Here is a 26,589-nt window from a genome sequence, read left to right on the forward strand (position 1 = left end):
ACCATTTGTAGGCTTATGCCATAAACGCCTAAGCTTATAACTATAAAATGGAGGGGTGATGATGTCTCTGGGACGAGTGCTGATGGGCTGTGCGCTGATGTTGCTGTTGGGCAACGCTCACGCGCTGGAGGGGAAGAAGATCTTTGCCGAGGGCGGCTCGCAACCGGGCGCCATGCCCTGCGTCGCCTGCCATGGTGCCGATGGCGCGGGTATTGCCGCAGCGGGTTTCCCCAGGCTGGCGGGGCTGCCGGCGGCGTATGTGCGTAAACAACTGGAGGACTTCAAGCGCGGCAGTCGCGTCAATCCGGTGATGCAGCCGCTGGCGAACGCCCTCACCGACGCTGAAGTCGAAGCCGTCAGCGAGGCGCTGGCGGCGATGCCGGCCTTTGTCCCCGAACCGATCCAGCGCAGCGAGATGCCCCTCGGTGCTGCGCAAAAGCTTGCACAGCAGGGCGCGTGGGAGCGACAAATTCCGCCATGCGCCAGTTGCCATGGCCCCGCCGGTACGGGGGTAGGCGACGCGTTTCCACCGCTGGTGGGCCAGCCCGCAGCCTACCTGGCCGCCCAGTTGACGGCGTGGCAAAACGGAACTCGTCACAATGACCCGAATGACTTGATGGGCCACATCGCCAAATCCCTCACGCCGGAGGAAGCACAGGGCGTGGCCGAGTATTTCGCGTCGCTGAAACAGGAGGCCAAGCCATGAGCCCGTTTATGCATGGCTTGGTGCTGGCGGCGTACGGTCTGTCGTCAGCGCATGCCGCCACGATTGCCATGGAAGGTCAGTCGCAGTTGCCGCCATCCGCCAGCCACGCGGCGGTCGCTCAATTCCAACCGCCTCAAGAGCGCGAGCTGCCTGACAACGCCTACGGCAAGCTGGTCAAGCAAGGCTACGCGCTGTTCGTGGATACCAAGCGCTTGGCGCCGACATTTGTCGGTAACGGACTCAATTGCAGCAATTGCCATCTGGATCAGGGCCGGTTGGCCCATTCGGCGCCGCTGTGGGCGGCCTACCCGATGTACCCGGCCTATCGAAAGAAGAATGACAAGGTCAATACCTTTGCCGAGCGGTTGCAGGGCTGTTTCCAGTTCAGCATGAACGGTGGCACCCCGCCGGCTGCTGATAGCCCCGAAATTACCGCACTCTCCGTGTACGCCTACTGGCTGGCGAGCAAGGCACCTTTGGGCGTGGAGTTACCGGGCCGTGGTTACCCGGACGTGGTCCAGCCGGCCAAGGGTTATGACCTGTCCCAAGGTGGGCAGGTGTACAAAGAGCAATGCGCCGTCTGCCACGGTGCCGAGGGGCAGGGCCAGAAGGTGGGTGACAGCTACGTAATGCCACCGCTCTGGGGTAAGGATTCCTACAATTGGGGCGCGGGGATGCACCGTATCAATACGGCGGCGTCTTTCATCAAGCACAACATGCCGCTGGGCAAGGGCGGCAGCCTGAGTGATCAGCAAGCCTGGGATGTGGCCGCCTACATCAACAGCCGCGAACGGCCGCAGGATCCGCGACTGGTGGAGGGTTCCGTGGAGAAAACCCGGGTTAAATTCCATGCCAATGACGGGATCAATCTTTACGGCCAAACCGTAGAAGGCGTGCTGATTGGGCAGGGCATCCGTTAAACTCTCGGTCAATCAATGCAAAAATGCCGCGCAAACTCTCGGTTTGTGCGGCATTTGTCTTTTTAGGGAAGTCTTTCATGAAGCGTGAACACGTCAGGGCGCGCCAGGCCGAAGGCCAGATATCGGCCACTCACATCATCCAGAACCCAGCCGACCTGGGGGAGTGGATCGTTTTCTTCAAGAAAAGCGGCGGCCGCAGTTTTTTCCTGGTAGACGATCAGGATGAAGTCGAGTCTTTCCCGCGTCTGGATGAACTGGTGGAGACTATCCGTGGCCTGGGAATCAAGTTTGCCGATATTCAGCTGTAGGCGTAACGCTTACTTGCAGACCACCACCACGCTGCGGCTTTTGAAGTTGCCCACATCCTGGCCGAGGGTCTTTTCACTTTCCTTGAGCGAGGGTGTGCCTTCGGTGCCGACGATACGGTAGCCGGTGCCCGCACACGAAGCGTCAGCCTTTTCGTAGCAACTGGCCCAGGAATTGGCTTCGCCCGAGCAGTCGATGGTCAGGCCTTGTTCGCCGTTTTTCAGGAAGACGTCGGAAGTGGTGGTGCACCCGGCCAGGGTCAGTACCGCGGTCAGTGCCAGAATCTTGTTCATATAGGTTCATCATCGAGGGTGTTGGAGGGGCGCTGACACTGTCGTGGGGCGTTCCGGCGAGATTATAGCGAACTGCCATCTACGTACAGACAAACACAAAAAAGCCCCGTTCATCGGGGCTTTTTGCGCAGGGCGTTGACGCTTACTTGCCCTTGGGCCGTTTGCTCGATGCGTGGCCCGCTTCATCCACAAACACTTCGGCTACGGCAATAGCCTGGCTTTCGCTCGCGAATGCGCCAGCGACGCTGTCGCCGTGGAAGTTGATCAGGTGCCAGCCGTCCGCTCGCTTGGTGATCAGGTAGCCGTTCACGCCTTTTGGTTCTGACATCTATCAAGTATCTCGTGGTCTGGTTCAAGGGCGTAATGATAGCGCCAAATGTCGCGGGGCCGCGCAAGTTATTCTCGGTCAGTGTTCTGAGCCTGAAAGCATGCTAAAAAGGTTGCAGCCCTCTGAAAACAGGAGGTGCAGGCATTTTTTGCCGTGCCGGTGAACATTCCCTCAACAACGTGAGCGGAACTTACGCCGACATTTTTTCTCTATGATGACATCGCAACGCCAGCAGGACCCATTGTAAGGTGACTGCGGCCTGATTAGACTGCGCCGAATTCCGTACGCACAGCCCTTTGTAAGGACTCATATGATCAAGAAATGCTTGTTCCCAGCAGCCGGTTACGGCACTCGCTTCTTGCCAGCGACCAAGGCCATGCCCAAAGAGATGCTGCCGGTGGTGAACAAGCCACTGATTCAGTACGGCGTCGAAGAGGCACTGGATGCCGGCCTGAACGAAATCTCCATCGTGACCGGTCGTGGTAAGCGCGCACTGGAAGACCACTTTGACATCAGCTACGAGCTGGAAAACCAGATCAAGGGCACCGACAAGGAAAAATACCTGGTCGGTATCCGCAAACTGCTCGACGAGTGCTCGTTCTCCTACACCCGTCAGACTCAGATGAAAGGCCTTGGCCACGCCATCCTCACCGGCCGTCCACTGATCGGCGACGAGCCGTTCGCCGTGGTACTGGCGGACGACCTGTGTGTGAACTTGGAAGGCGACGGTGTGCTGACCCAGATGGTCAAGCTCTACCAGAAATACCGTTGCACCATCGTTGCAGTGATGGAAGTGAACCCGACCGAAACCAACAAGTACGGCGTTATCGCCGGTGACGACATTGGCGATGGCCTGATCCGCGTACGTGACATGGTTGAAAAACCAGCACCGGAAGACGCGCCTTCGAACCTGGCGATCATCGGTCGTTACATCCTGACCCCGGATATCTTCAAACTGATCGAAGAAACCGAGCCAGGCAAAGGCGGCGAGATCCAGATCACCGACGCCCTGCTCAAGCAAGCCAAAGACGGTTGCGTGATTGCCTACAAGTTCAAGGGCCAGCGTTTCGACTGCGGCGGCGCTGAAGGCTACATCGAAGCGACCAACTTCTGCTACGAGCACTTCTACAAGACTGGCAAGGCTTACTGATTCACGGTAAACGTCGCCTGCTCTGAAAAAGCCACCTTCGGGTGGCTTTTTCGTTTTTCAGCCCCATCTAAGTCGGTATGCTGATGTCCTGCCGAGGAGAGTGAAATGGCCTACGATTTTGACCTGTATGTAATTGGCGCCGGTTCCGGCGGTGTTCGCGCGGCGCGCTTTGCCGCAGGCTTTGGCGCCAAAGTGGCAGTGGCGGAAAGCCGCTACCTGGGTGGCACCTGCGTGAACGTCGGCTGCGTGCCGAAAAAGCTGCTGGTGTACGGCGCACATTTTGCCGAAGATTTCGAACAGGCCAGCGGGTTTGGCTGGTCTCTGGGCGAAGCGAACTTTGATTGGGCGACCCTGATCGCCAACAAGGATCGTGAGATCAACCGTCTCAATGGGATCTACCGCAACCTGCTGGTGAACAGCGGCGTAACCCTGCATGAAGGGCATGCGCGCCTGGTTGATCCGCACCAAGTCGAGATCAACGGCGAACGTTTCACCGCCAAGCACATTCTGATCGCTACCGGCGGCTGGCCGCAGATTCCGGAGATTCCGGGACGTGAACACGCCATTGGCTCCAATGAAGCGTTCTTCCTCAAGGCGTTGCCCAAGCGCGTGCTGGTCGTCGGTGGGGGTTACATTGCCGTCGAGTTCGCGGGGATCTTCCATGGCCTGGGTGCCCAGACAACCCTGCTGTATCGCGGCGACCTGTTCCTGCGCGGCTTCGACGGTGCGGTGCGCACGCACCTGAAGGAAGAGTTGACCAAGCGCGGCCTGGACCTGCAGTTCAATGCCGATATCGAACGCATCGACAAGCAGGCCGACGGCAGCCTCAAGGCGACGTTGAAAGACGGCCGCGTGCTGGAAGCCGACTGTGTGTTCTACGCCACCGGGCGTCGCCCGATGCTGGACAACCTGGGGCTGGAGAACACTGGCGTCAAACTCGACAAGCGCGGCTTCGTTGAGGTGGATGACCAATACCAGACCGCCGAGGCATCGATCCTGGCCATTGGCGACGTGATCGGTCGTGTGCAACTGACACCGGTTGCCCTGGCCGAAGGCATGGCTGTGGCGCGTCGTCTGTTCAAGCCTGAGCAGTATCGCCCGGTGGATTACGCGATGATTCCGACGGCGGTGTTCAGCCTGCCGAACATCGGCACCGTAGGCCTGACCGAAGAAGAAGCGAAAGAGCAGGGCCATAAGGTACAGATCTTTGAAAGCCGTTTCCGGCCAATGAAGCTGACCCTGACCGAGTGCCAGGAAAAGACCCTGATGAAGCTGGTCGTCGACGCCGACACCGACAAAGTGCTGGGTTGCCACATGGTCGGCCCGGACGCGGGTGAGATCGTGCAAGGCCTGGCGATCGCGCTCAAGGCAGGCGCGACCAAGCGGCATTTCGATGAAACCATCGGCGTGCACCCTACGGCGGCGGAAGAGTTCGTCACCCTGCGCACGCCTGTGGCGGGCTGATCAGGCGTTGGGGGTTGCCTCGGGCGCCGCCGCAACGGTGGCTGCCAGGCGCAATGCCTCGATACTTGCCTGGGCCTTGATCAGCTCAAGCTCCAAGGTCTTGTTGGTGTGCTGGTGTTCGGTCAGCGCTTCCTGGCGTGACTGGCTCTCCAGCACTGCCACCCGCAGGCGTTCCTGAAGCAGGGTGCGTTCGTTATCAATCAGGCTGACCTGTTCACTTAGCTTGAGCTGTTGGGCCTGATCCTTGCGGGATTGCTCCTGCAGCGCCGTCAATTCCTTCGCCGTCACCCGATGCTCGATCAGCAGTCGCTCATTGTCGCGATGCAGTTGGGTGATTTCATCCTGACGCACCATGGCGCTCTGCTGTGCCTGGCGCAGCTCGGCCTGTACCTGCTGCAATTGGCCTTCGTGGCGGCGCTGTTCCTGTTCGCGCTGTTCCTTGATCGCATTGCGGTAATGCTCCAGGGCGTCGCGCGCATGCAGGTGCTTTTCTTCCAGCGAACGAATCTGTTCGTCCTTGTCGTTGATCCGTAACTCGTAATCACTGCACGCCTGGTTAAGCCCGGCGTTACGGGTTTGTTCGGTCTGCAGGCTGGTAGTGGCGGTTTGCAGGGCGGCGCTTTCTTCTGCCAGGGCTGCGGCCTGGATATCGAGTTGTTGCTGGAGTTGGCTTTGGGCGGCTTCCAGCGCCTCTACTTGGGCGAGCAGGGCGGTCTTTTGTTGCTCGAACTGTGCCAAGGCCAAGTCGATTGGCTCCTGGGCTTTCTCTTTCAGGCGTTGAGCCAGTCGCGCCACCAGCTCGCCAAGCTCGTCGTCGATCGGTGCTTCGGTGATGGTGACGCGGGTTTCGCTCTCATCCAACTCCTTCAAATAGCGATGAATCGTGGTTTTCGAGCCCGTGTTGCCCATCTCGATGCGTACAGCGTCGATGCTGGGGTTCTCGCCGCGGGCGAGGATCGCCAGGCGTGCCGTTTGAACTACTGCTTTATTAATGCCGCCGCGAGCCATAGGGTCTCCGTCGATTTCGTAGTGTGGTACATGGTATGTATATACATACTATATCACAAATAAAAACCTGTTGAAATTCATCAATTAACAGATGGGATATTGGCGTATTATCCCGTGTCATACGCATTTAACCGGCACATACACCTGCCAGCAGTACACAAAGGCCTCCCATGAGCGATCTGGATCGTTACCTCAACGCCGCCACCCGCGATAACACCCGCCGCAGTTATCGCGCGGCCATCGAGCACTTCGAAGTGAGTTGGGGCGGGTTCCTGCCGGCGACCAGCGATAGCGTGGCGCGCTATCTGGTCGCTCATGCGGGGGTATTGGCAGTGAATACCTTAAAGTTGCGGCTCTCGGCCCTGGCGCAGTGGCATACAAGCCAGGGCTTTCCCGACCCGACTAAAGCGCCGGTGGTGCGCAAGGTCTTAAAGGGCATCCGCGCCGTGCACCCGGCGCAGGAGAAGCAAGCCGAGCCTTTGCAGCTCAAGCATCTGGAGCAGGTGGTGGCGTCTCTTGAGGTTGAGGCGACAGCGGCAACGCAGGCGCAGGATCAGCCCCGATTGCTGCGCGCCAAGCGCGACACGGCGCTGATCCTGCTGGGGTTCTGGCGCGGCTTCCGTAGCGATGAGCTGTGCCGCCTCGACATCGAACATGTGCAGGCGACGCCCGGCGCCGGGATCAGCCTGTATCTGCCGCGCAGCAAAAGCGACCGCGACAACCTCGGCAAGACCTACCACACCCCGGCACTGTTGCGGTTGTGTCCGGTGCAGGCCTACAGCGAATGGCTCAGCGCCTCGGCCCTGGTACGCGGCCCGGTGTTTCGCGGCATCGATCGCTGGGGCAACCTGGGGGAGGAGGGCTTGCACCCCAACAGTGTGATCCCGCTGCTGCGCCAGGCGCTGGAGCGCGCCGGCATCCCTGCCGAGCAATACACCAGCCACTCATTGCGCCGTGGCTTTGCGACTTGGGCGCATCGCAGTGGCTGGGATTTGAAGTCGTTGATGAGTTACGTCGGCTGGAGCGACATGAAATCCGCCATGCGCTATGTTGAATCCACGCCCTTTATTGGCATGACCTTGGCGACCCAGCCGCTGCTTTGAGATTTCTTCTATTAATACAGTCACCTGATAGGGAAAACCAATCGTCAGCATCAGGTTTGCCAATGAGCCATCCGCCGAGAGAGTGGGTAGGATTCACTTCATCAACTTCTTCACCCATTTTACAAACCTGACGGAGAGTCAACGATGCCTATCATCAACAGCCAAGTAAAACCGTTCAAAGCGACCGCCTACAAAAACGGCAACTTCGTAGATGTGTCCGACGCCGACCTGAAAGGCAAGTGGTCCGTTGTGTTCTTCTACCCAGCCGACTTCACCTTCGTTTGCCCAACCGAACTGGAAGACCTGGCTGACAACTACGCCGAATTCCAGAAGCTGGGCGTCGAAATCTACAGCGTGTCCACCGACACTCACTTTGCCCACGCTGCCTGGCACAACACTTCGCCAGCCATCGGCAAAATCCAGTACACCATGATCGGCGACCCAACCCTGACCATCTCCCGCAACTTCGACGTACTGATCGAAGAAGCTGGCCTGGCAGACCGCGGTACTTTCGTGATCAACCCAGAAGGTCAGATCAAGATCGTTGAGCTGAACGACGGCGGTGTTGGCCGTGACGCTTCCGAGCTGCTGCGCAAAATCAAGGCTGCCCAGTACGTCGCTGCCCACCCAGGCGAAGTGTGCCCAGCCAAGTGGAAAGAAGGCGAAGCCACCCTGGCTCCGTCCCTGGACCTGGTCGGCAAGATCTAAGTCTGTGAAGTCTCAAGGGCGGGAATCCGCACTTAAGTAAGCTGCATCCGCCCTCAAAACGCCCGGGCGAGATTCGCTCGGGCGTTTTTTTGTCTGCAATAAACCGAATGAACAGGAAATCGCCCGTATGTTGGACGCCAATCTTAAAGCTCAGTTGAAGTCATACCTGGAACGGGTCACCCAGCCGATCGAGATCGTCGCCTCCCTCGACGACGGCGCGAAATCCCAGGAAATGCTTGCCCTTTTGCAGGATGTTGTCAGCCTCACTACGCTGATTACCCTGAAAACCGATGGTGATGATGCGCGCAAGCCTTCGTTCTCCATCAACCGCCCGGGTGCCGATATCAGCCTGCGTTTTGCCGGCATCCCCATGGGCCATGAATTCACTTCGCTGGTGTTGGCCCTGCTGCAAGTCGGTGGCCACCCGTCGAAGGCCAGTGTCGAAGTGATTGAACAGATCCGCGCCCTTAAAGGCGAGTTCAGCTTCGAAACGTACTTCTCGCTGTCCTGCCAGAACTGCCCGGACGTGGTCCAGGCGCTGAACCTGATGGCCGTGCTCAACCCGAACATCCGCCACGTCGCCATCGACGGCGCGCTGTTCCAGGCAGAAGTCGACGAACGCCAGATCATGGCAGTGCCCAGCGTTTACCTGAACGGTGTGAACTTCGGCCAGGGCCGCATGGGCCTGGAAGAAATCCTCGCCAAGCTCGACACCAGCGGCATTGAAAAAGCCGCCGAAAAAATCAGCGCCAAAGACGCCTTTGATGTGCTCGTCGTCGGCGGTGGCCCAGCCGGTTCGGCGGCGGCGATCTACGCCGCACGTAAAGGTATTCGTACCGGCGTCGCTGCCGAGCGCTTTGGTGGTCAAGTGCTGGACACCATGTCCATCGAGAACTTCATCTCGGTACAGGAAACCGAAGGCCCGAAACTGGCCAGCGCCCTGGAAGCCCACGTACGCCAGTACGACGTGGACATCATGAACCTGCAGCGCGCCAGTAGCCTGAGCCCGGCGAAAAACGCCGGTGACCTGCACGAAATTCGTTTCGAAAGCGGTGCGACCCTCAAGTCCAAAACCGTGATCCTCGCCACCGGTGCCCGCTGGCGCGAAATGGGGGTGCCGGGTGAGCAGGAATACAAAGCCAAGGGCGTGTGCTTCTGCCCGCACTGCGACGGTCCGTTGTTCAAGGGCAAGCGTGTGGCGGTGATCGGCGGCGGTAACTCCGGCGTTGAAGCGGCCATCGACCTGGCCGGTATCGTCAGCCACGTCACCTTGCTTGAGTTCGACAGTAAATTGCGCGCCGACGCCGTGTTGCAGCGCAAGCTCTACAGCCTGCCGAACGTTGACGTGATCACCAGCGCGCTGACCAGTGAAGTCAAAGGTGATGGCCAGAAAGTTACCGGCCTGGCCTACAAGGATCGCGACAGCGGCGAGTTCAAGACCATCGACCTGGAAGGGATCTTTGTGCAGATCGGTTTGCTGCCCAACACCGACTGGCTCAAAGGCACCGTGGAACTGACCCCTCGCGGCGAGATCATTGTCGATGCGCGTGGCGAAACGTCACTGCCCGGTGTATTCGCTGCCGGTGACGTAACAACGGTGCCGTACAAGCAGATCGTGATTGCGGTGGGTGAGGGCGCCAAGGCTTCCTTGAGTGCGTTCGACCATTTGATCCGCACCTCCGCTCCGGCGTAATACCGAGCCCGGAAATGAAAAACCCCATGAGCGATCATGGGGTTTTTTCGTTACAGCGGTGCGGGCTGGATAATCTCGACCCAGTAGGCATCCGGGTCCTTGATGAACGCCAGGCTCTTCATGCGGCCATCGCTCAGGCGCTTCTGGAAATCGCAGCCCAGGGCTTCGAAACGTTCACAGGCCGCGACAATATCCGGCACCGAGATGCAGATATGGCCAAAGCCACGTGGGTCGGTATTGCCGTTGTGGTAGGCGAAGTCGGCGTCGTTTTCGGTGCCGTGGTTGTGGGTCAGTTCCAGGATGCCCGGGATCGACTTCATCCACTGGGTGCGCTCGGCGGCGTCGGCCGGGATCTGGGATTTGTCCACCAGGGCCAGGAAATACAGGCTGAATTCGGCTTCCGGGAAGTCACGCTTTTCAACCAGGGAAAAGCCCAGGACGCGCGTGTAGAAGTCCAGCGACTTAGTGATGTCCTTGACCCGCAGCATGGTGTGGTTGAACACGAAGTTGGCGGTGGCGGTGTCAGGTTGGGCAGTGACGCCCGGGAAAGTGTTCAGTTCGTGCAGGCTCATGGGCCCTCCAGAAAAAATGGGGCAAACGCGGCTCTAAGACGTGAGCGGTTCCTTGGCTTGCGGCTGGCATCCGTGCAGCCGGGCCATGATACGCAAGGCGCGCCCCCGGCGCCAAATGAAAAAGCCCACGCAGGCCTTGCGACCCATGGGCCTGGGGCTCAAACTTTGGCGCTTGAACCTTGGGTGTTTTTTGTCATGATCGAACGTCGTAAACCGCTGTTGAGTGCTGTGTGTTTGCTGTTGGCCAGCCCCTTCGTCATGGCCGCCGACCCTGAAATTCATTGGCCCAGCGGCTGGCAAGTCGAAGAAGTCGTGGCGGATGGAGAGGCGCCGGCCACACCACGGCCCGTGTCCCGGCAGCGCGCGATCAAGAATGATGAAAATGGCGCGACCTTGATGGTCATCGAATTGACCGGCACGCCCATTGAGCCGGGCCATAAGGTTAATCTCCCAGGTGTATTGCTGGAGATGCGCAAGTCCATCCAGAAAGATTTTGCCCAGGGGGGTTATCAAAGTGTGTGCAGCAAGATGCACCCTACAACCTTGAGTCGCCTTGAAGCACTGGAAACTACTTGTGTGATTACCGAAAACGGCCGTCACGTGCTTTCACAAACATTGGTGGGTGCGGTCGATACCGATAACGCCTATGTTTTTTCATACGCCGGGCAGGCGCAAGCGTACGACGCCAGCAAGGACGAAGTCAGTTCGGTGCGCGATAGCCTGAAACTTTAAGTATGTAATGCCCGTGGGTTCTGAACATGATGAAACGTTATTTAAGTTCGGTTTCGAACCATTGAAATGAAAAAGAAATGAAAAAGCCCCGCCTAAGCGGGGCTCTTTGTTAGTGCAGTGCAATCAGCCGCGAAGCCAGGAGTCTACAGTGGCGGCGCCGTACTGTTCTTTCCAGGCCTTGAGGCCGCGATGGTTGCCACCTTTGGTTTCGATCAGTTCACCAGTGTGCGGGTTCTGGTAAACCTTGACCACGCGAGCGCGGCGCTGTTTTGGTGCGGCAACGGCAGCAGCACTGGACTTGCCCGGGTTTGGATCAAGGATGGAAATGATGTCGCGCAGGCCTTTGCCATAGGTCTTCATCAGGGCTTGAAGCTTTTCTTCGAATTCGATTTCTTTCTTCAGGCCGGCGTCGTTCTTCAGGGATTCCAGCTGGGCAAGCTGTTCTTGAAGGGCTTTTTCTGCTGCGCGAAATTCGGCGAGTCTGGACAAAATCTGTACTCCAATAGTGTATTTGGCTGATATCAACTGCAGACAAAGCTATAAGCCAAGCGCTTTAAGGCGACCCAAGAAAGAAGTCGTCCCGCGAATTCTGCACAGGCAGGAAAAATTGTAGTAGTTAATCCGCTACGAGTAAATCATGTCTTTTGTCTAAATAAGATTATTTCAACACCGGTAGTGCATGGCTATTCAATGGCCGACCAGGGATTTAATAAATTCATTGCAGGGTAATGGCTTCCCGAACAGGTAGCCCTGCAGGAAATCCACGCCCTGGGCCGCCAGGTATTCACACTGTTCAGCGGTTTCCACACCTTCGGCGACGATACCCAAGTCGAGCTTCCCGGACAGTTCTATGATGCTGTCAAGAATATGCCCTGATAGTGCATCTGCGCCGATCATGGCGACAAAACTCTGGTCGATCTTCAAATAGTCCACATTGAAATTACGCAAGTAACCGAGGCTGGAATGCCCGGTCCCGAAGTCATCAATGGCAATCATCACGCCCAGTTGATGCAACGCATCGAACAAGCGACGGGTGATGTCGGTGGGTTCGATCAGCTCGCGTTCGGTCAACTCCAGCACCAGTGTCACCTGGCCTACAGGAAACGCGGCGAGGAACTCACGACAGTCATCCACCAGTGCCAAGTCCTGGCAGTGGCGTGCGGTGATGTTCACGCCGATATGGAATCCAGCGCGGAACCGCGCCGCGTGGGGCGCCAGTTGTGCAGCGGTCTGACGCAATAGGGCGCGAGTCATGGGGACGATCAGGCCCGAATGTTCGGCCAGCGGGATAAACAGGTCGGGGCGCACCAGGCCTTCTTTAGGGTGTTGCCAGCGCATCAATACTTCACAACCGGCCCACTCACGGGTATCACCGCGTACGACCGGTTGGAAATACGGAATGAATTCATGGGCACCCAACGCCCGTTGCAGTTCATGGGTCGGCGCCGAAGAGCGCTTTTGCAGCCAATGGGCCAACACGCCCGCCAGCACGCCAAAGAACACCACCAGGCTGAACAGTGCCGGGTATCGGGCCTGCATATACCGCCAAACTTCGCCGGCCGGCATGCCCGCGTCGACACTGTAGTGAAACCGCTCGGACGCCAGGCGATGATGGGCCACGGCGAATACGGGCACCTGCGTGTCGTGCACCTTTCCATCCGCCCCCAGCCAATTCGGGCCAACCTGCAGCACCAGGTCGGCGTAACGGCTGATCAGGCGCAGCGCGTTGGTCAGGTGGTAACCATCAATCGAAGCAAAGGCGGCCTTGTCGCCGTCGACCAGCCGGTAGACCAGCAGTGCCGTGTCCGGCGTCACCGGGTTGCCATTCATCAGCCATAAGCGGCCATCCACATAGTCGTCCGGGTTGACCGGCGACGCATAGGTGCTGCCGAACAGCGAACTGCAGTAGATATTTTTTTGCCAGGACAAAGTGGTCGCCCGCACGAACGGCCGGCGCGTGACCTGTTCGCGCAGCGCCAACTGCGCAGCGTCATCACAGGGTCGTCCCGCCAATGGCAGCAAGGCCTGGGCGGCGAGGGCGGTGTTGTCGAGCATCAGGTCGAATTGGCGCACGGCTTCCTGCGCCGTCTGGGCGGTGCTTTGTTGCAGGGTGCGTTCGGCTTGCCAATGCAGAATGACCACCCCGAGTGCAATCGGCAGCACCGCACTGAGCGCGGTGATCACGTTGCGAGTGGCGCGTTTTCGCGGGCCGTTGACGGTGAGGGGCATGAAGTGAACGGCCTGTTGCAGGATCAGATTCAATTGATGATAGAGGTCCAGGCCAAAATAAGCTCGCGGTACCTAGCGTTTAGCCAGTAGCTGCCACTACCACGCCAAAGCTTGGGCAATGCGAATGAAGGCGAGGGCCGCAGGGGAGGCGTGCCGCCGGTCCAGCACGGCCAGGCCCACCCGGCGCGGCACACGCGGTGACAGCGCGCGCTGTACATAGCGTTGATCGCGCCAAATCGGCAACGATGACTGTGCCACCACGCTCACGGCATCCCCGCGACCCACGGTTTCCAGGGTGCTTAGCAACTGCGAGCAGCGAAAACGCACGTTAGGGGTCAGCCGCGCCTCGTTGAACAGCCGCAGCACCAATTCAGACGAGCCGGCCTCAGTCAGGGCAAAGGGGTCGTTGCACAATTCCTTGAGGCTGACCTGCTCGCGGGCCGCCAGCTTATGGTCGGCCGGCAGCAGCGCTACCATCTGGTCCTCGAACAGCGCGAAGGTGTCGAAACGTTCCTGTTCCAGTACCACAAAGCCGATATCAATCCGGCGTTCGTCGAGCCATTGCATGACTTGCCTGTCCGGCCCTTCGTCCACATGCACTTCGATGCCGGGATACTCCAGGCGAAACCGGTTGAGGATCTTCGGCAGCAGGTAGGTCGAGGACGTCGGTCCGAAGGAGCCGATGCGCAACGTCCCGCGTTTCATGCCCCGAGCGTCCGCGGCCTCTTGTTGCAGTGTATTGGCCAACCCCAGCATCGCGCGGGCGCGTCCCAGCAACTGCGCGCCGATATCACTGAGTTCCACCTGGGCCTGGTGCCGCCTGAACAATGCCACGCCCAGTTCCTCCTCCAGCCCCTTGATCGCATGGGACACCGCCGATTGGCTGATGCCCAGGCGGTGGGCGGCGCTGGTAAAACCTTGCAGCTCGGCCACCAGGGAGAATATTTCAAGTTGAGTCAGGGTCATGAGTGAAAGCTCATTTTACGATGACTCTGTATTACCAGAACAATGGGCTAACCCTCAAGCCATTAGAGCCACCGCCCGTGTATTCAACCTCGGATCGCATCACTTACTTCAAGTTGGCCGCTGTCACCATGATCTGGGGCGGTACCTTCGTCGCCGGTCGCTACCTGAGTGAGGCAGTTGACCCTCTGCTGGCCGCTAGCCTGCGCTTTTGCCTGGCCAGCCTGGCATTGTTGGTGTTCATGGGGGGCGCACGTATTCCCTTGGCACGCCCAAACCCGCGGCAGGCCGCACAACTGCTGGTGCTGGGTTTTTTCGGCATCTTTTTCTACAACCTGTGTTTCTTCTACGGGTTGCAGTACACCAACGCGTCACGCGCCTCATTGATCGTGGCCCTGAACCCGGCGGTGATTGGCTTGGCGTCCTGGTGGTTATTCAAGGAGCGCCTGAACGGCATCAAGGTCATGGGCATTGCCTTATGCCTGGCGGGCGCCGCCGTGGTCATCATCAGCCGCAACCCGCAGTTGCTGGGCGAAGGGGCCGGCAACTGGCGGGGCGATCTGCTGATCTTTGGTTGCGTGGTGGGGTGGGGCATCTACTCGTTGTTTTCCCGCGAACTGAACCAGAGCCTCGGGCCGCTGCAGACGGTCACCTGGTCAATCCTGTTGGGCACCCTGATGCTGACCGTGACCTCGCTGATCACGGGCCGTTTTAGCGTCGAGGCCATTGGCCAACTGCATTTTTCGCAGGTCATGAGCCTGTTGTACCTGGGTGTGCTGGGGTCGGCGCTGGCCTATATCGGCTACTACGATGGCATCCGACGTATCGGCGCGACCCGCTCCGGGGTATTCATCGCGCTTAACCCACTCACGGCCGTGATCTTTGGCGCCTTGCTGCTGGGCGAACAGTTGACCGCGCCAATGCTGATCGGCGGTGCGGTGATCCTGCTGGGCATCTACCTGTGCAACAAACCCCTTGCGCAGGCCAAGGCAATGGGGATTTGATAAGAGTACGGACAAACACTGTTACGCTGTGTAGAATCGATTTACGCATACAAGAATATGGACTTGCGCTCACGCAAGCTTAAGCCGTCAGAGACCGATGACACCATGAAGCTACTCGGCTCCCCCCTCATCTTTGGTGACTTCCTCGCCCGCAGCGTGCGAGGCCTCTCCTGTGCGCCGCCTGTGCACCTCATCCTTGCTGGCAATTGAATCCGTCACTACAAGAATGATGAGGCGCCAAATCATGGCAGATCTATACGAAAACCCAATGGGCCTGATGGGCTTTGAATTTATCGAATTCGCGTCGCCGACGCCGGGCACCCTGGAGCCGATCTTCGAGATCATGGGCTTCTCCAAGGTCGCGACCCACCGCTCCAAGAATGTGCACCTGTACCGCCAGGGCGAGATCAACCTGATCCTTAACAACGAGCCCAACAGCATCGCCTCCTACTTTGCGGCCGAGCACGGCCCGTCGGTGTGCGGCATGGCCTTCCGCGTCAAGGATTCGCAAAAAGCCTACAACCGTGCCCTCGAGCTTGGCGCCCAACCGATCCACATCGAAACCGGCCCGATGGAACTGAACCTGCCGGCGATCAAGGGCATCGGTGGTGCGCCGCTGTACTTGATCGACCGTTTCGGCGAAGGCAGCTCGATCTACGACATCGACTTCGTCTACCTCGAAGGCGTGGAGCGCAACCCGCAAGGCGCAGGCCTGAAGGTCATCGACCACCTGACCCACAACGTCTATCGCGGGCGCATGGCCTACTGGGCCAACTTCTACGAGAAGCTGTTCAACTTCCGTGAAGCGCGCTATTTCGATATCAAGGGCGAGTACACCGGCCTGACCTCCAAGGCCATGAGTGCGCCGGACGGCATGATCCGCATCCCGCTGAACGAAGAATCGTCCAAGGGCGCCGGGCAGATCGAAGAGTTCCTGATGCAGTTCAACGGTGAAGGTATCCAGCACGTGGCCTTCCTCTCTGACGACCTGGTCAAGACCTGGGACGCGTTGAAGAAGATCGGCATGCGCTTCATGACCGCACCGCCGGACACCTACTACGAAATGCTTGAAGGCCGCTTACCGAACCACGGCGAGCCGGTGGATCAACTGCAAGCGCGCGGCATCCTGCTGGATGGCTCGTCCGTTGCGGGCGACAAGCGCCTGCTGCTGCAGATCTTCTCGGAAACCCTGATGGGCCCGGTGTTCTTCGAGTTCATCCAGCGCAAAGGTGACGATGGCTTTGGCGAAGGCAACTTCAAGGCGCTGTTCGAGTCCATCGAGCGCGACCAGGTGCGTCGTGGTGTATTGGCCACCGACTAAGCAAGCGTAAAAAAGCCCGACCGAGAGAATGTCTCGGCCGGGCTTTTTATTGCCTGCGCATCAGGCTCTACGCTGACGCACCAAATGCTTGAACCCTTCAAACACCAGCACCATCACCGCCAACCAGATCGGGATGTAGGTCAACCACTCGCCGCCCTTGATCCCTTCACCCAAGATCAGAGCGACGCCCAGCAACAGCACCGGCTCCACATAACTGAGCAGCCCGAACAGGCTGAATGCCAGCAAACGGCTGGCAATGATATAGCTCACCAGCGCCGACGCACTGATCAGGCCCAGCATAGGAATCAACGCATACAGCTTCGGGTGCGCATCCATCACCGCAAAGCCTTGCTCGCCGCTCTGCACAAACCACCAGGCCACCGGCAGCATGAGCGCCATATCCAGCCAGAGGCCGCCCAGGTGGTCGGTCTTGAGGTATTTGCGCACGATGAAATAGAGCGGGTAACCGATGATCACCACCAGTGTTGCCCAGGAGAAACCGCCGGCCTGGTACAGCTCGTTGAGCACGCCGAGGCCTGCAAAAAACACCGCGACCCGCTGCAAATACGACAGCTGCTCGCCCCATACCAGGCGCCCGGTCAGCACCATGGTCAGCGGTAACAGGAAGTACCCCACCGACACATCCAGGCTGCGCCCATTCAGCGGCGCCCACATAAACAGCCACAGCTGCACGCCGAGCAACGCTGAAGACAGCAGCACACCCGCGATCAGACGGGGCTTGCCGGCTAACATCCGTACCAGCTCCCACACCCGCCGCCATTCGCCGCTGACGATCATGAAGACCGTCATGCACGGCACGGTGAGCAGCATGCGCCAGCCGAAAATTTCCAGGCCGCTCAAGGGGGTGAGCAATGATGTGAAGTAATACATCACAGCGAACAACGCCGAGGCCGAGACCGATAACACAACACCTTTAGACACACTGTCCTCGCGAAAAACCATGGGTACAAAAAAGAGGGGGATTGCAGGAGGGGATTATGGTGCTTTTAGCGTGAGAGGGTTGCGCTGTTTTGGGGCGTTTTTCAGGAAAATTTCTCGCCGTGGATCCGTTGGGATCCGCCCTGTGGCCTGTGGGCCACAGGGGGCTTGCAGATTAACCGCGCGCCACGCGGCCCGAGACGAAGTGCTCCACATCATTGAACCCGGGCGTGGAGGAATGCCCCGGCGTCACCAGCGAGTCGATGAACGCTTCATCCTGCGCCGTGATCTTCACGTCCAACGCGCCAAGGTAGGCGTCCCACTGCTCCTCGGTGCGCGGCCCAACAATCGCCGAACTGACCGCCGAACTGTTCAACACCCAAGCAATGGCAAACTCCACAATCCCCACGCCACGGCCTTGGGTGTACTGCTGGATCTGCTGGGCGATGCGCAGCGATTCCACGCGCCATTCGGTTTCCAGGATGCGTTTGTCCTGGCGCGCCGCACGGCTGCCGGCTTCGGGCGCTACATCCGGGGCGTATTTGCCGCTGAGCACACCACGCGCCAATGGGCTGTAAGGCACTACACCCAAGCCGTAGGCGACTGCGGCGGTGATCTGCTCGACCTCAGCCTGACGGTTGACGATGTTGTACAGCGGCTGGCTGATCACCGGTTTGTCCACGCCCAGGCGCTCGGCCACGCGGATCACTTCGGCAATGCGCCAGCCGCGATAGTTGGACAGGCCCCAGTAGCGGATCTTGCCCTGGCGGATCAGGTCGCCGATTGCCGACACCGTCACCTCCAGCGGGGTCGTGTGGTCTTCACGGTGCAGGTAGTAAATGTCGAGGTAGTCTGTGTCGAGGCGGCTCAGGCTGGCTTCCAACGCATTGAAGATACGCTTGCGGCTCAGGCCGCTACGGTTGGGCAACCCGTCGGTGGGGCCGATGGCAACCTTGGACGCCACCACCCAATCCTCGCGGTGACGGGCGATCGCTTCGCCGACGATTTCCTCGGAGCGGCCGCCGGTGTAGACGTCCGCCGTGTCGATAAAATTGATGCCCTGGTCCCAGGCCTTGTCGATGATGCGCAGCGAGTCCTCGGTGCTGGTCTGTTTGCCAAACATCATGGTGCCCAGGGTCAAGGCACTGACCTTCAACCCGGACTGGCCCAATGTGCGGTAGATCATGGATAGCTCCTCTTGGCCGAAACGTACGCCATGCAATACCAGACTCCAAGGCTCTGGGACAAGCCCCGCACGCGTTTCTTCACGCGCTCAGCAACGCCTGACAGCGCCCCTGTAAAAAGCGATGCAACACTTTCACCCGTTCCGATACTTGCAGGCGGTGGGGGCACATCAGGTTGAACGGCGTCGGTTCGCCCTGCCAATCAGGTAGCAAGGGCACCAGCCGACCGGCCTGGATGTCACGGGCAATATCCAGGTTGGCTTTGTAGGCGATGCCGTGGCCGGCCAGCGCCCAGCGCCGCACGATTTCGCCGTCATCGCTCAAGTAATCGCCCGTCACCTCAACCTCCTGCAGCGCCGTGCCCTGGCGAAAATACCACGTGCTGTTGGCCCGGCCCTGACGCATGTAGCGCAGTGCGTTGTGTTGCGCCAGATCGGCCGGTGTTCGGGGCGTGCCATGGCGCGCCAGGTAGTCCGGGCTGGCGCAGGGGATGCGGTGGTGCCCAGGCACCACCGGCAGTGCTACCAGGCTGGAGTCCCTGGGCACACCAAAGCGCAGGGCAATGTCGACGGTGTCGCGGAACAGGTCGGCATTGCTGTCGTTGAGCAGCAATTGCAGACGGATGTTGGGGTGTTCGAGCTTGAACTCGTCCAGCCAGCCCAGCAGCACATTGCGCCCGAAATCCGAAGGCGCCGCCAGTTGCAGTAAACCACTGAGACTCTGGCCCTGCTGCTTTATCGCCTGTTCGCCTTCCGAGAGCGCCTCCAGCGCTACCCGCACGCTTTCGAGGTAGCGCCGACCTTCCTCGGTGAGGCGCATGCTGCGCGTGGAGCGCGCCAACAGGCGGATGCCCAGGCGCGTTTCCAGGCGTTTGAGGGCGATGCTGGCGGCGGCCGGGGTCAAGCCAAGCCCGCGCGCGGCGGCGGACAAGCTGCCGGTGTCGGCGGTGCGCACGAAGACTTCAAGGTCGAGGGTTGAGCTCATTTGTAAAAATCCTTTAAAGATCTTGTCGTTTTACCGGGATTTTTCGCTGATTGCCAAGCTGGGAAGATGAACGCTCATTTTCTCGAGCAGGAATTTTCCCCATGACTTCTTCCCTCAACGGCAAAACCGTCATCGTGATCGGCGGCAGCAGCGGCATCGGCGCCGCCGTGGCCCAGGCTGCCGCTGCGCGGGGTGCACAAGTGATATTGGCCGGGCGGCGCTTGGTCTCCGGCAACGAAAACGGCCTGCGCAGCGAACCGGTGGACGTCACCGATGCAGCCTCCCTGCAACGCCTGTTCGAGACCGTGGGACGTTTTGACCACCTGGTCTACACCTCGGGGCCGACGGTACGCGCCAAGACCTTGCTTGAGACCGACCTGGCCGAAGCCCAGGAAAATTTCAACGTAAAGCTCTGGGGCTCGCTGCGAGCGATTCAGCGGGCACTGCCTTTTCTTGACGAACACGGCAGCATCAGCCTGACCTCGGGGCAACTGGGACGTAAATTGGCGCCGGGCCAGTTCATCAAAACCGGCATTAACGCCGCGACTGAAGCACTGGGCAAGCAATTGGCCAAGGAGTTGGCACCGCGCCGGGTCAACGTGATCAGTCCAGGCGTGATTGACACACCGGCGTATGCGGGGTTGGCTGAAGAACAGCGCCTGGCGATGTTTGCCAAGGCTGGCGGTGCTTTGCCGGTCGGGCGCGTAGGGCAGGCGGAGGAGGTCGCGGCGGGGTATGTGCTGGCCATGGAGAATGGCTTCATGACCGGCGCCGTGATCGACATCGACGGCGGCGGCCTGTTGTAAACACCGCACAAACAATGCGGGGGGGTGGTCACACCACTCCCCACATGTGACTGCGTTAGACCTTCAGGGTACGCGTCATCCGCAACGCCAGCACACTACCCGCCACGATCACCGCCGCCAGCAGGTACAGCGCCACATCCGTTGATCCGGTGGCATCTTTCACAAACCCCACGATGTACGGGCTGAGGAAGCCGGCCATCTGGCCCATGGAGTTGATCAACGCCAGGCCACCCGCCGCCGCACCGGCACTGAGCATCGCGGTGGGCACCGGCCAGAACATCGGCAGGCCGGTCAGCGCACCCATGGTGGCGATGGTGAGGCCGAGGATCGCAATGGCCGGCGTCGTCGCGAAGTTCACCGCGATCACCAGGCCAATGGCGCCCATCAACATCGGCACCACCAAGTGCCAGCGACGCTCCTTGCGCAAGTCCGCGGAGCGACCCACCAGCAACATGAACACCGCCGCCAGCAGGTAAGGGATCGCACTGAGCCAGCCGATCACCAGGTTATCGCTGAAGCCCAGGTTCTTGATGATCGACGGCAGCCAGAAGTTGATCGCGTACACGCCGCTCTGGATGCAGAAGTAGATCAGGCCGAACGCCCAGATCGCTGGGTTCTTGAACACTTCGGCCAGCGAATCGGTCGTGGTTTTCGGCTTGTTGGCCAGATCGGTCGCCTGGTCGGCTTCCAGCACTGCGCGCTCGTGCGGCTTGAGCCATTTGGCGTGGGCAAAGCTGTCGCTGAGCAGGAAATAGGCGAGGGCGCCCAAAATCACAGTCGGGATACCTTGCAGCAGGAACATCCACTGCCAACCGGCCAGGCCGCCTTGGCCCGCCGCGAAGTGGTTGAGGATCCAGCCGGAGAACGGGCTGCCCAGCAGGCCGGAAACCGGAATGGCCGACATGAACAGCGCCATGATCCGCCCACGGCGGAAGGTCGGGAACCACTGCGAGAGGTACAGCACCACGCCAGGGAAGAAGCCGGCTTCGGCGGCACCGGTAAACAGGCGCAGGGTGTAGAAGTGGGTCGGTGTGGTGACGAACAGCAGGCAGGTCGACAGCGTGCCCCAGACGATCATCATCAATGCAATCCAGCGCCGTGGACCGAACTTGGTCAGCGCCAGGTTGCTCGGCACACCGCACAACACGTAGCCGATAAAGAAGATCCCGGCGCCGAGGCCGTACACGGTTTCGCTGAATTTCAACGCATCGAGCATCTGCAACTTGGCAAAGCCAACGTTTACCCGGTCGAGGTAATTGAACAGATAGCAGATGAAAATGAAGGGGATCAAGCGCAGGGTAACGCGCTTGTAGATGGCGTTTTTATCGTCATCGGTGGCCAGTGTGACGGCGGCGCTCTGTGACATGGGAGTCTCTCTTTATTATGATTTTTTGCGATGCGAGGTTAACGTTGATCGCCCACTGAGTCTCGGCCACCTGGCAGGCCGCTGTCTTTGTGCGTGCGCACAGTGAAGCCGCTATTGCGCTGTGCCTGTGAACAACCATCGTTTTCTAGGAAATTAGCCCCATGTTCGAGCTGGATCATGACCTGGCACAGGATATTGTCGATCGAACCATGGCGATCCTGCCCCATAACGTCAACGTCATGGACAGCCAGGGCCTGATCCTCGGCAGCGGTGAGCCCGAGCGTATCAACACTCGCCATGAAGGCGCACAACTGGTGCTCGCCAATGGCCGCGTGGTGGAAATCGACGGCCAGACCGCCAAGCACCTCAAAGGCGTGCAACCGGGCATCAACCTGCCGCTGCTGCATGACGGCCGCTTGATCGGCGTGCTCGGCATCACCGGTGAGCCGGAAGGCCTGCGCACCTACGCCGAGCTGGTGCGCATGACCGCCGAAATGCTGGTGAGCCATCGCCACCAGCAGGCCGAGCAACAATGGCGGCGCCAACGCTGTGACGATCTGCTGGCCTTGCTGCTGGCCGATACCGGCGACTCACCGCGCCTGGTGGACGAAGCTCAACAGCTGGGGCTCAAGCCGCAGATGGCGCGTACACCGTACCTGTTCGAACTGGGCGCGGGGCAATCGGCGGAAGCCTTGAGTGCCTGGCTGACCTCGCGTTACCCGGACAGCTGGTGCGTCAGCTCGGCGCAATATTCATTGTTATGGTGCCGTCCGGCCGCGATACAGGTCGACAACCCACGGCTGCTGGAAAAGCTTGAAGGCCTCGGCTGGCATATCCTGCGCGTCGCCGTTGGCGGGCAGGCGGATGGGTTGGCGGGTCTGCGCCGTTGCTATCGACGCGTCGGTGATTTGCTCGCCTATGGCCGCGATGTGCTGCCGCAGTCACGGCTGCTGACCCTCAACCGCTATCGCCTGCCCGTGATGCTCTGGCGCCATCGCAACGACGATGCCCTCGACGAACTGCTCAACCCCCTGCGCAAAGTGCTGGCCAAAGACAGCAATGGCCAACTGCAGGCCACGCTGCGCAGTTGGTGCGAACACGACGGACAAAGCCAGGCCTGCGCCGATGCGCTGGGCATTCACCGCAACAGCCTGCGTTACCGCATGGAGCGGATTGCCGAACTCAGCGGTGTCGACCCGTTGACCCTGGACGGCATGCTTGCGCTCTACCTCGGCGTGCAGTTGCTGCCCCAGGCTTTGTCGGAATGAACAACAAAGCGCATCCGCACTTGTGCACCGGACCGGCGTCAGCGGCCGTGCCAACTGGCAGCATGGGCGTTATAAAAACCGGAGAAAGCCCATGAAAATCATCATCGCCCCCGACTCGTTCAAGGACAGCCTGAGTGCTGAAGGCGTCGCCCAGGCCATTGCTGACGGGCTGGCGCAGGTCTGGCCGGATGCACAGTTGGTCCAGTGTCCAATGGCGGATGGCGGTGAAGGCACGGTGGATTCGGTGCTGGCGGCATGTCACGGCGAGTTGCGGCGCCACACCGTGAGAGGCCCGCTCGGCGCAGCGGTTCAAGCACGTTGGGGCTGGTTGGCTGACAGCCACACCGCCATCATCGAAATGGCCGAGGCCAGCGGCCTGCAACTGCTGCCGCCGGAACAGCGCGATGCCTGTGTCACTACCACTTACGGCACCGGCGAACTGATCCGCGCAGCCCTGGATGCCGGCGCCCAACGCATCATCCTGGCGATTGGCGGCAGTGCCACCAACGACGGTGGCGCGGGCGCGATGCAGGCGCTGGGCGTGCAACTGTTCGATGCACAGGCGCAACGGCTGCCACCCGGCGGCCTGGCCCTGTCGCGCCTGGCGCATATCAGCCTTGAACAGCTGGACCCGCGCCTGGCGCAGGTCCGCTTCGAAATCGCTGCGGACGTCAACAATCCGCTGTGCGGGCCCCACGGCGCGTCGGCGATTTTCGGCCCGCAGAAGGGCGCCAATCCCGAGCAAGTGCAACAGTTGGACGCCGCCCTTGGTCACTTTGCCGATCACTGCGCCCGCGTGCTGCCCAACGACGTGCGCGACGAACCCGGCAGCGGCGCCGCCGGCGGCTTGGGCTTTGCCGCCAAGGCGTTCCTGGGCGCGCAGTTTCGTGCCGGTGTAGACGTGGTCGCCGAATTGGTCGGCCTGGATGAAGCTGTGCGTGGCGCCGACCTGGTGATCACCGGCGAAGGCCGTTTCGACGCCCAGACCCTGCGCGGCAAAACCCCGTTCGGCGTGGCACGTATCGCCCGGCAGCACAACGTGCCGGTCATTGTGATTGCCGGCACGCTGGGCGAGGGCTATGAGCAGATGTATGCCCATGGCGTGGATGCCGCTTTCGCCTTGCCTTCGGGGCCGATGAGCCTTGAGCAAGCGTGCAGCGAGGCGCCGCGCCTGCTGCGTGAGCGGGCGTCGGATATTGCGCGGGTGTGGCGATTGGCGGTGCGCACCCGCTAATCAATCAAGCCCGCTGCCAACTGATCAACCCACCGCTTCTGAAACTCCAGCAGCGCCGCCTTGGGCTGCTGCAGCTCGACCAGTGCCAGCATCGGGTCTTCCACGGCTGTGCGCACACCGGACAATTCCTCCAGCGTCGCCAAGCCGCAAAACGGCACATAGGCTTCGCTGTAGCCGCCTTCATGCACCAGCACCAGGCGCCCCTGGCACAGGCGTTCGGCAGCCTGGCGCACGCAACGGGTCATCAGGCGAAACGACTCGCTGTGCAGCAACATCCGCGCGAGTGGGTCGACGGCGTTGGCGTCAAAGCCGCAGGCGACGATGATCAGCTCCGGCTGGAAGCGCTCCAGCGCCGGTACCACGATGCGCGTCATCGCATGCAAGTAAGCGTCGTGGCCGCATCCCGGCGGCAAGGGAATATTGATATTCGCTCCCCGCCCGGCGCCGCGACCACGATCCTGTTCACCGCTGTAGCCCGGCGGATAACAACCGTCCTGATGCAACGAGATCGTCAAGACATCCGCCCGCGCCTCGAAAATCGCTTGCGTGCCGTTGCCATGGTGTACGTCCCAATCGATCACGGCGACCCTGCCCAGTCCGCTGCGGGCCTTGGCGGCTTCGATGGCGATGGCGATGTTGGCCAGGAAACAGAAGCCCATGGCGCTGTCCGCCAGGCAGTGATGGCCAGGTGGGCGAGACAGCGAATAGGCGTTATCCGCGAGGCCCTTGAGCACGGTGTCAACGGCGGCCATGGTCAGGCCGGCGGAGAGCCGGGCAATCTCGTAGCTGCCCGGACCTATCGGCGCCTGCGGCCCAAGCTCGCCACCACCGGCATCACTCAGCGCCTTGAAGCGCTGCAGGTATTCGCGGCCATGGACGCGCAACAAGTCGGTTTCGCTGGCGACCGCAGCGTTGTGGATGTCCAGGTGATGGCTTAACCCAGACACATCCAGCAGGCTTTTCATGCGCCGTTTGGTTTCGGGGGACTCGGCATGCCCGCTGCCGGCCGGTGGCTGCACCCAGCCACCCACGGGCAAGGTCAATGCATGGGCGCTGGCGCTGTGCCAAAGGCTCATTTCATCAAAGAAAAACGCGGTGGTTCGGTTCATACAGGCTCCATTTCAACGACGGGTTTGGGACGGCTGGCGAGGATCATTGCCAGCGACAACAAGGTGATCACGGCGCCGCCGATCAACAGCGCCGTAAAGCTGCCACTGATCTCGATCAGTCGGCCGGCGATTGCCGGGCCGATGGCCAGGCCGCCGCCGATCACCAGGTTCGAGGCATTCATCAGCTTGCCGCTGTGATCCAGGTCAGCGAGGCACGCGAGGATCAGCGGCAGGATGAAGGTCCAGGTGAACTTGAACAGCAGCGCTGCCAGGGCGAAGCGCATCAGCGTCGGTTGGCCCAGTAGGAGCAACACGGCGGCGGCCATCAGGGCATAGCCCACCAGCAACAATCGCAGGCGCGACAGGCGTGGGCCGATCAGCGACGCACAGGCGGCGCCGGCGATCCCCATGACCGTCGCAACGGCCAGCACCTCGCCGCTGTCTTGCGGCGATATCCCGACACGGGCGCCCAGGGCGCCGATAAACGTCCAGACCCCGCCAAGGCTGATGTAAAAGGCCAGCACCGCACCGACGCCCAGCGCGGCGTGCCATCGCGAGCCGGGCACCCGCGCGGTTTCGGCTGTTTGTGGCGCCGGGGCGGCGTTGGGAAAACTGCGCGCAAGGGGTAACAACAGGGTCATCAGGCCGGCGAGGATCAGGTAGCAGGCACCCAATCCATAGCGCTCGAACAAACCGGGCAATACCGCCAGGCCGATGGCGCCCACGACCAGTTGCCCCATCACCCACAACCCGTAGACGCGGCTGGGGTTGGCGGTGGTGGCCGCACTGGCCAGGCAGATAATCATCAATGAGCCGCCCGCCAAGGCACTGGCGAAGCGCAGGGTCAGCAGGTGGGTGTAGCTGTCGGCAAGCATCGACAGCAGGTTGGCGGCGATAAACAACCCGGCAGCGGCCAGGGCCGCCAACCGCCAGTTCACGCGCCTTAGCCACCACAGGGCGGGCAGGGTCGCCAGGCTCATTGCGCCCAGCTCCACCGAAAACAAGTCGCCGATCTGCGAGGGGCTCAGTTGCCACTGGGCGCCCAACTGCGCGGCCACGGCGGGCGCGGTCATCAGGATGGTCGGGGTGATCGCGGCAAACAGCACGATGGCCGCGAGCAGGTTCCAGGAAACGGACGCTGGGCGAGGCCGATCCTGTGTTGCGTGGGAATGAGTGTGCATGGTCAGGCTCCGGAAAGG

Annotated in this window: 27 protein-coding genes; 14 read left to right on the plus strand and 13 right to left on the minus strand. The window is 60.5% G+C overall.

Annotation, left to right across the window (positions count from 1 at the left end; all coding sequences use genetic code 11):
• Positions 1 to 58 precede the first annotated feature (58 nt).
• From QCBJ_RS07860 to QCBJ_RS07870, 3 genes are all read left to right on the plus strand, one after another.
• Positions 59 to 706 (plus strand): c-type cytochrome, encoded by a 648-nt coding sequence (locus QCBJ_RS07860; RefSeq protein ID WP_102060474.1) that lies wholly within the window; start codon positions 59 to 61, stop codon positions 704 to 706.
• Positions 703 to 1,626, plus strand: coding sequence for a c-type cytochrome (locus QCBJ_RS07865; protein ID WP_177410647.1), 924 nt, complete (start codon positions 703 to 705; stop codon positions 1,624 to 1,626). Before QCBJ_RS07860 ends, QCBJ_RS07865 begins: the two co-directional genes overlap by 4 nt.
• 77 nt (positions 1,627 to 1,703) lie before the next feature.
• Entirely contained in the window at positions 1,704 to 1,934 is a 231-nt protein-coding gene (locus QCBJ_RS07870) for a hypothetical protein (protein ID WP_012724164.1), read from the plus strand.
• Positions 1,935 to 1,943: 9 nt separating this feature from the next.
• Here the strand turns inward: QCBJ_RS07870 and QCBJ_RS07875 are convergent, their stop codons facing one another.
• On the minus strand, positions 1,944 to 2,225 hold the full coding sequence (locus tag QCBJ_RS07875) for a hypothetical protein (protein WP_012724165.1): 282 nt from the start codon (positions 2,223 to 2,225) through the stop codon (positions 1,944 to 1,946).
• Between the two features lie 142 nt (positions 2,226 to 2,367).
• On the minus strand, positions 2,368 to 2,553 hold the full coding sequence (locus QCBJ_RS07880; protein ID WP_012724166.1) for a hypothetical protein: 186 nt from the start codon (positions 2,551 to 2,553) through the stop codon (positions 2,368 to 2,370).
• Between the two features lie 310 nt (positions 2,554 to 2,863).
• Between QCBJ_RS07880 and galU the strand changes: the two genes are divergently transcribed.
• On the plus strand, positions 2,864 to 3,703 hold the full coding sequence (gene galU, locus QCBJ_RS07885; RefSeq protein WP_003173830.1) for a UTP--glucose-1-phosphate uridylyltransferase GalU: 840 nt from the start codon (positions 2,864 to 2,866) through the stop codon (positions 3,701 to 3,703).
• Positions 3,704 to 3,808: 105 nt separating this feature from the next.
• Positions 3,809 to 5,167, plus strand: coding sequence for a glutathione-disulfide reductase (gorA, locus tag QCBJ_RS07890; protein WP_012724167.1), 1,359 nt, complete (start codon positions 3,809 to 3,811; stop codon positions 5,165 to 5,167).
• Here gorA and QCBJ_RS07895 read toward each other — a convergent pair whose 3' ends face one another.
• The gene (locus tag QCBJ_RS07895; RefSeq protein ID WP_093544550.1) at positions 5,168 to 6,175 is read right to left on the minus strand and encodes a DNA-binding protein; all 1,008 of its coding nucleotides are present in this window, start codon (positions 6,173 to 6,175) and stop codon (positions 5,168 to 5,170) included.
• Between the two features lie 170 nt (positions 6,176 to 6,345).
• On the opposite strand from QCBJ_RS07895, the gene QCBJ_RS07900 reads away from it, so the two are divergent.
• The 3 genes from QCBJ_RS07900 to ahpF all read left to right on the plus strand — a co-directional run bounded on the left by QCBJ_RS07900 (position 6,346) and on the right by ahpF (position 9,679).
• Entirely contained in the window at positions 6,346 to 7,278 is a 933-nt protein-coding gene (locus QCBJ_RS07900; RefSeq protein ID WP_012724169.1) for a site-specific integrase, read from the plus strand.
• A 144-nt stretch (positions 7,279 to 7,422) separates the two neighbouring features.
• Positions 7,423 to 7,986, plus strand: coding sequence for an alkyl hydroperoxide reductase subunit C (ahpC, locus tag QCBJ_RS07905; protein ID WP_010210361.1), 564 nt, complete (start codon positions 7,423 to 7,425; stop codon positions 7,984 to 7,986).
• Positions 7,987 to 8,113: 127 nt separating this feature from the next.
• A complete protein-coding gene (ahpF, locus tag QCBJ_RS07910; protein ID WP_102060475.1) occupies positions 8,114 to 9,679 on the plus strand; it encodes an alkyl hydroperoxide reductase subunit F in 1,566 nt (521 codons plus the stop codon).
• Between the two features lie 50 nt (positions 9,680 to 9,729).
• Here ahpF and gloA read toward each other — a convergent pair whose 3' ends face one another.
• Complete coding sequence (gene gloA, locus QCBJ_RS07915) at positions 9,730 to 10,251, minus strand: lactoylglutathione lyase (protein WP_012724171.1); 522 nt, start codon at positions 10,249 to 10,251, stop codon at positions 9,730 to 9,732.
• A 195-nt stretch (positions 10,252 to 10,446) separates the two neighbouring features.
• Between gloA and QCBJ_RS07920 the strand changes: the two genes are divergently transcribed.
• Positions 10,447 to 10,983 (plus strand): DUF4946 domain-containing protein, encoded by a 537-nt coding sequence (locus tag QCBJ_RS07920; protein ID WP_012724172.1) that lies wholly within the window; start codon positions 10,447 to 10,449, stop codon positions 10,981 to 10,983.
• A 123-nt stretch (positions 10,984 to 11,106) separates the two neighbouring features.
• Here the strand turns inward: QCBJ_RS07920 and QCBJ_RS07925 are convergent, their stop codons facing one another.
• The 3 genes from QCBJ_RS07925 to QCBJ_RS07935 form a co-directional block, all read right to left on the minus strand.
• A complete protein-coding gene (locus tag QCBJ_RS07925; protein WP_012724173.1) occupies positions 11,107 to 11,472 on the minus strand; it encodes a histone-like nucleoid-structuring protein, MvaT/MvaU family in 366 nt (121 codons plus the stop codon).
• A gap of 198 nt (positions 11,473 to 11,670) precedes the next feature.
• Entirely contained in the window at positions 11,671 to 13,212 is a 1,542-nt protein-coding gene (locus tag QCBJ_RS07930) for an EAL domain-containing protein (protein WP_102060579.1), read from the minus strand.
• Between the two features lie 96 nt (positions 13,213 to 13,308).
• A complete protein-coding gene (locus QCBJ_RS07935) occupies positions 13,309 to 14,178 on the minus strand; it encodes a LysR family transcriptional regulator (RefSeq protein WP_012724175.1) in 870 nt (289 codons plus the stop codon).
• A gap of 77 nt (positions 14,179 to 14,255) precedes the next feature.
• On the opposite strand from QCBJ_RS07935, the gene QCBJ_RS07940 reads away from it, so the two are divergent.
• Positions 14,256 to 15,179 carry a DMT family transporter gene (locus QCBJ_RS07940; RefSeq protein WP_102060476.1) on the plus strand — a complete coding sequence of 308 codons (924 nt, stop codon included), beginning with the start codon at positions 14,256 to 14,258 and terminating at the stop codon, positions 15,177 to 15,179.
• A 244-nt stretch (positions 15,180 to 15,423) separates the two neighbouring features.
• Positions 15,424 to 16,500, plus strand: a complete 1,077-nt coding sequence (hppD, locus tag QCBJ_RS07945; protein WP_012724177.1) for a 4-hydroxyphenylpyruvate dioxygenase — start codon at positions 15,424 to 15,426, stop codon at positions 16,498 to 16,500.
• A 60-nt stretch (positions 16,501 to 16,560) separates the two neighbouring features.
• Here hppD and rarD read toward each other — a convergent pair whose 3' ends face one another.
• From rarD to QCBJ_RS07960, 3 genes are all read right to left on the minus strand, one after another.
• Entirely contained in the window at positions 16,561 to 17,442 is an 882-nt protein-coding gene (rarD, locus tag QCBJ_RS07950) for an EamA family transporter RarD (RefSeq protein WP_043206249.1), read from the minus strand.
• A 172-nt stretch (positions 17,443 to 17,614) separates the two neighbouring features.
• The gene (locus QCBJ_RS07955) at positions 17,615 to 18,625 is read right to left on the minus strand and encodes an aldo/keto reductase (RefSeq protein WP_012724179.1); all 1,011 of its coding nucleotides are present in this window, start codon (positions 18,623 to 18,625) and stop codon (positions 17,615 to 17,617) included.
• Positions 18,626 to 18,704: 79 nt separating this feature from the next.
• Complete coding sequence (locus QCBJ_RS07960; protein ID WP_102060477.1) at positions 18,705 to 19,607, minus strand: LysR family transcriptional regulator; 903 nt, start codon at positions 19,605 to 19,607, stop codon at positions 18,705 to 18,707.
• Between the two features lie 101 nt (positions 19,608 to 19,708).
• Between QCBJ_RS07960 and QCBJ_RS07965 the strand changes: the two genes are divergently transcribed.
• On the plus strand, positions 19,709 to 20,413 hold the full coding sequence (locus QCBJ_RS07965) for an SDR family oxidoreductase (protein WP_102060478.1): 705 nt from the start codon (positions 19,709 to 19,711) through the stop codon (positions 20,411 to 20,413).
• A gap of 55 nt (positions 20,414 to 20,468) precedes the next feature.
• Here the strand turns inward: QCBJ_RS07965 and QCBJ_RS07970 are convergent, their stop codons facing one another.
• Positions 20,469 to 21,779, minus strand: a complete 1,311-nt coding sequence (locus QCBJ_RS07970) for an MFS transporter (RefSeq protein ID WP_012724182.1) — start codon at positions 21,777 to 21,779, stop codon at positions 20,469 to 20,471.
• A gap of 161 nt (positions 21,780 to 21,940) precedes the next feature.
• Here QCBJ_RS07970 and QCBJ_RS07975 point away from each other — a divergent pair, with 161 nt between their 5' ends.
• Together QCBJ_RS07975 and QCBJ_RS07980 are read left to right on the plus strand one after the other, a co-directional pair.
• Positions 21,941 to 23,047 (plus strand): sugar diacid recognition domain-containing protein, encoded by a 1,107-nt coding sequence (locus tag QCBJ_RS07975; RefSeq protein ID WP_046034186.1) that lies wholly within the window; start codon positions 21,941 to 21,943, stop codon positions 23,045 to 23,047.
• Positions 23,048 to 23,138: 91 nt separating this feature from the next.
• Positions 23,139 to 24,281 (plus strand): glycerate kinase, encoded by a 1,143-nt coding sequence (locus tag QCBJ_RS07980; protein ID WP_102060479.1) that lies wholly within the window; start codon positions 23,139 to 23,141, stop codon positions 24,279 to 24,281.
• Here the strand turns inward: QCBJ_RS07980 and QCBJ_RS07985 are convergent.
• Positions 24,278 to 25,390, minus strand: coding sequence for a class II histone deacetylase (locus QCBJ_RS07985; protein ID WP_102060480.1), 1,113 nt, complete (start codon positions 25,388 to 25,390; stop codon positions 24,278 to 24,280). The two genes, QCBJ_RS07980 and QCBJ_RS07985, sit on opposite strands and share 4 nt — an antisense overlap.
• Positions 25,387 to 26,571 carry an MFS transporter gene (locus tag QCBJ_RS07990; protein WP_256581464.1) on the minus strand — a complete coding sequence of 395 codons (1,185 nt, stop codon included), beginning with the start codon at positions 26,569 to 26,571 and terminating at the stop codon, positions 25,387 to 25,389. Before QCBJ_RS07990 ends, QCBJ_RS07985 begins: the two co-directional genes overlap by 4 nt.
• Positions 26,572 to 26,589 lie beyond the last annotated feature (18 nt).

Origin of the sequence: Pseudomonas sp. QC2 (assembly GCF_002859085.1) — a bacterium.
Taxonomy (GTDB): domain Bacteria; phylum Pseudomonadota; class Gammaproteobacteria; order Pseudomonadales; family Pseudomonadaceae; genus Aquipseudomonas; species Aquipseudomonas petroselini.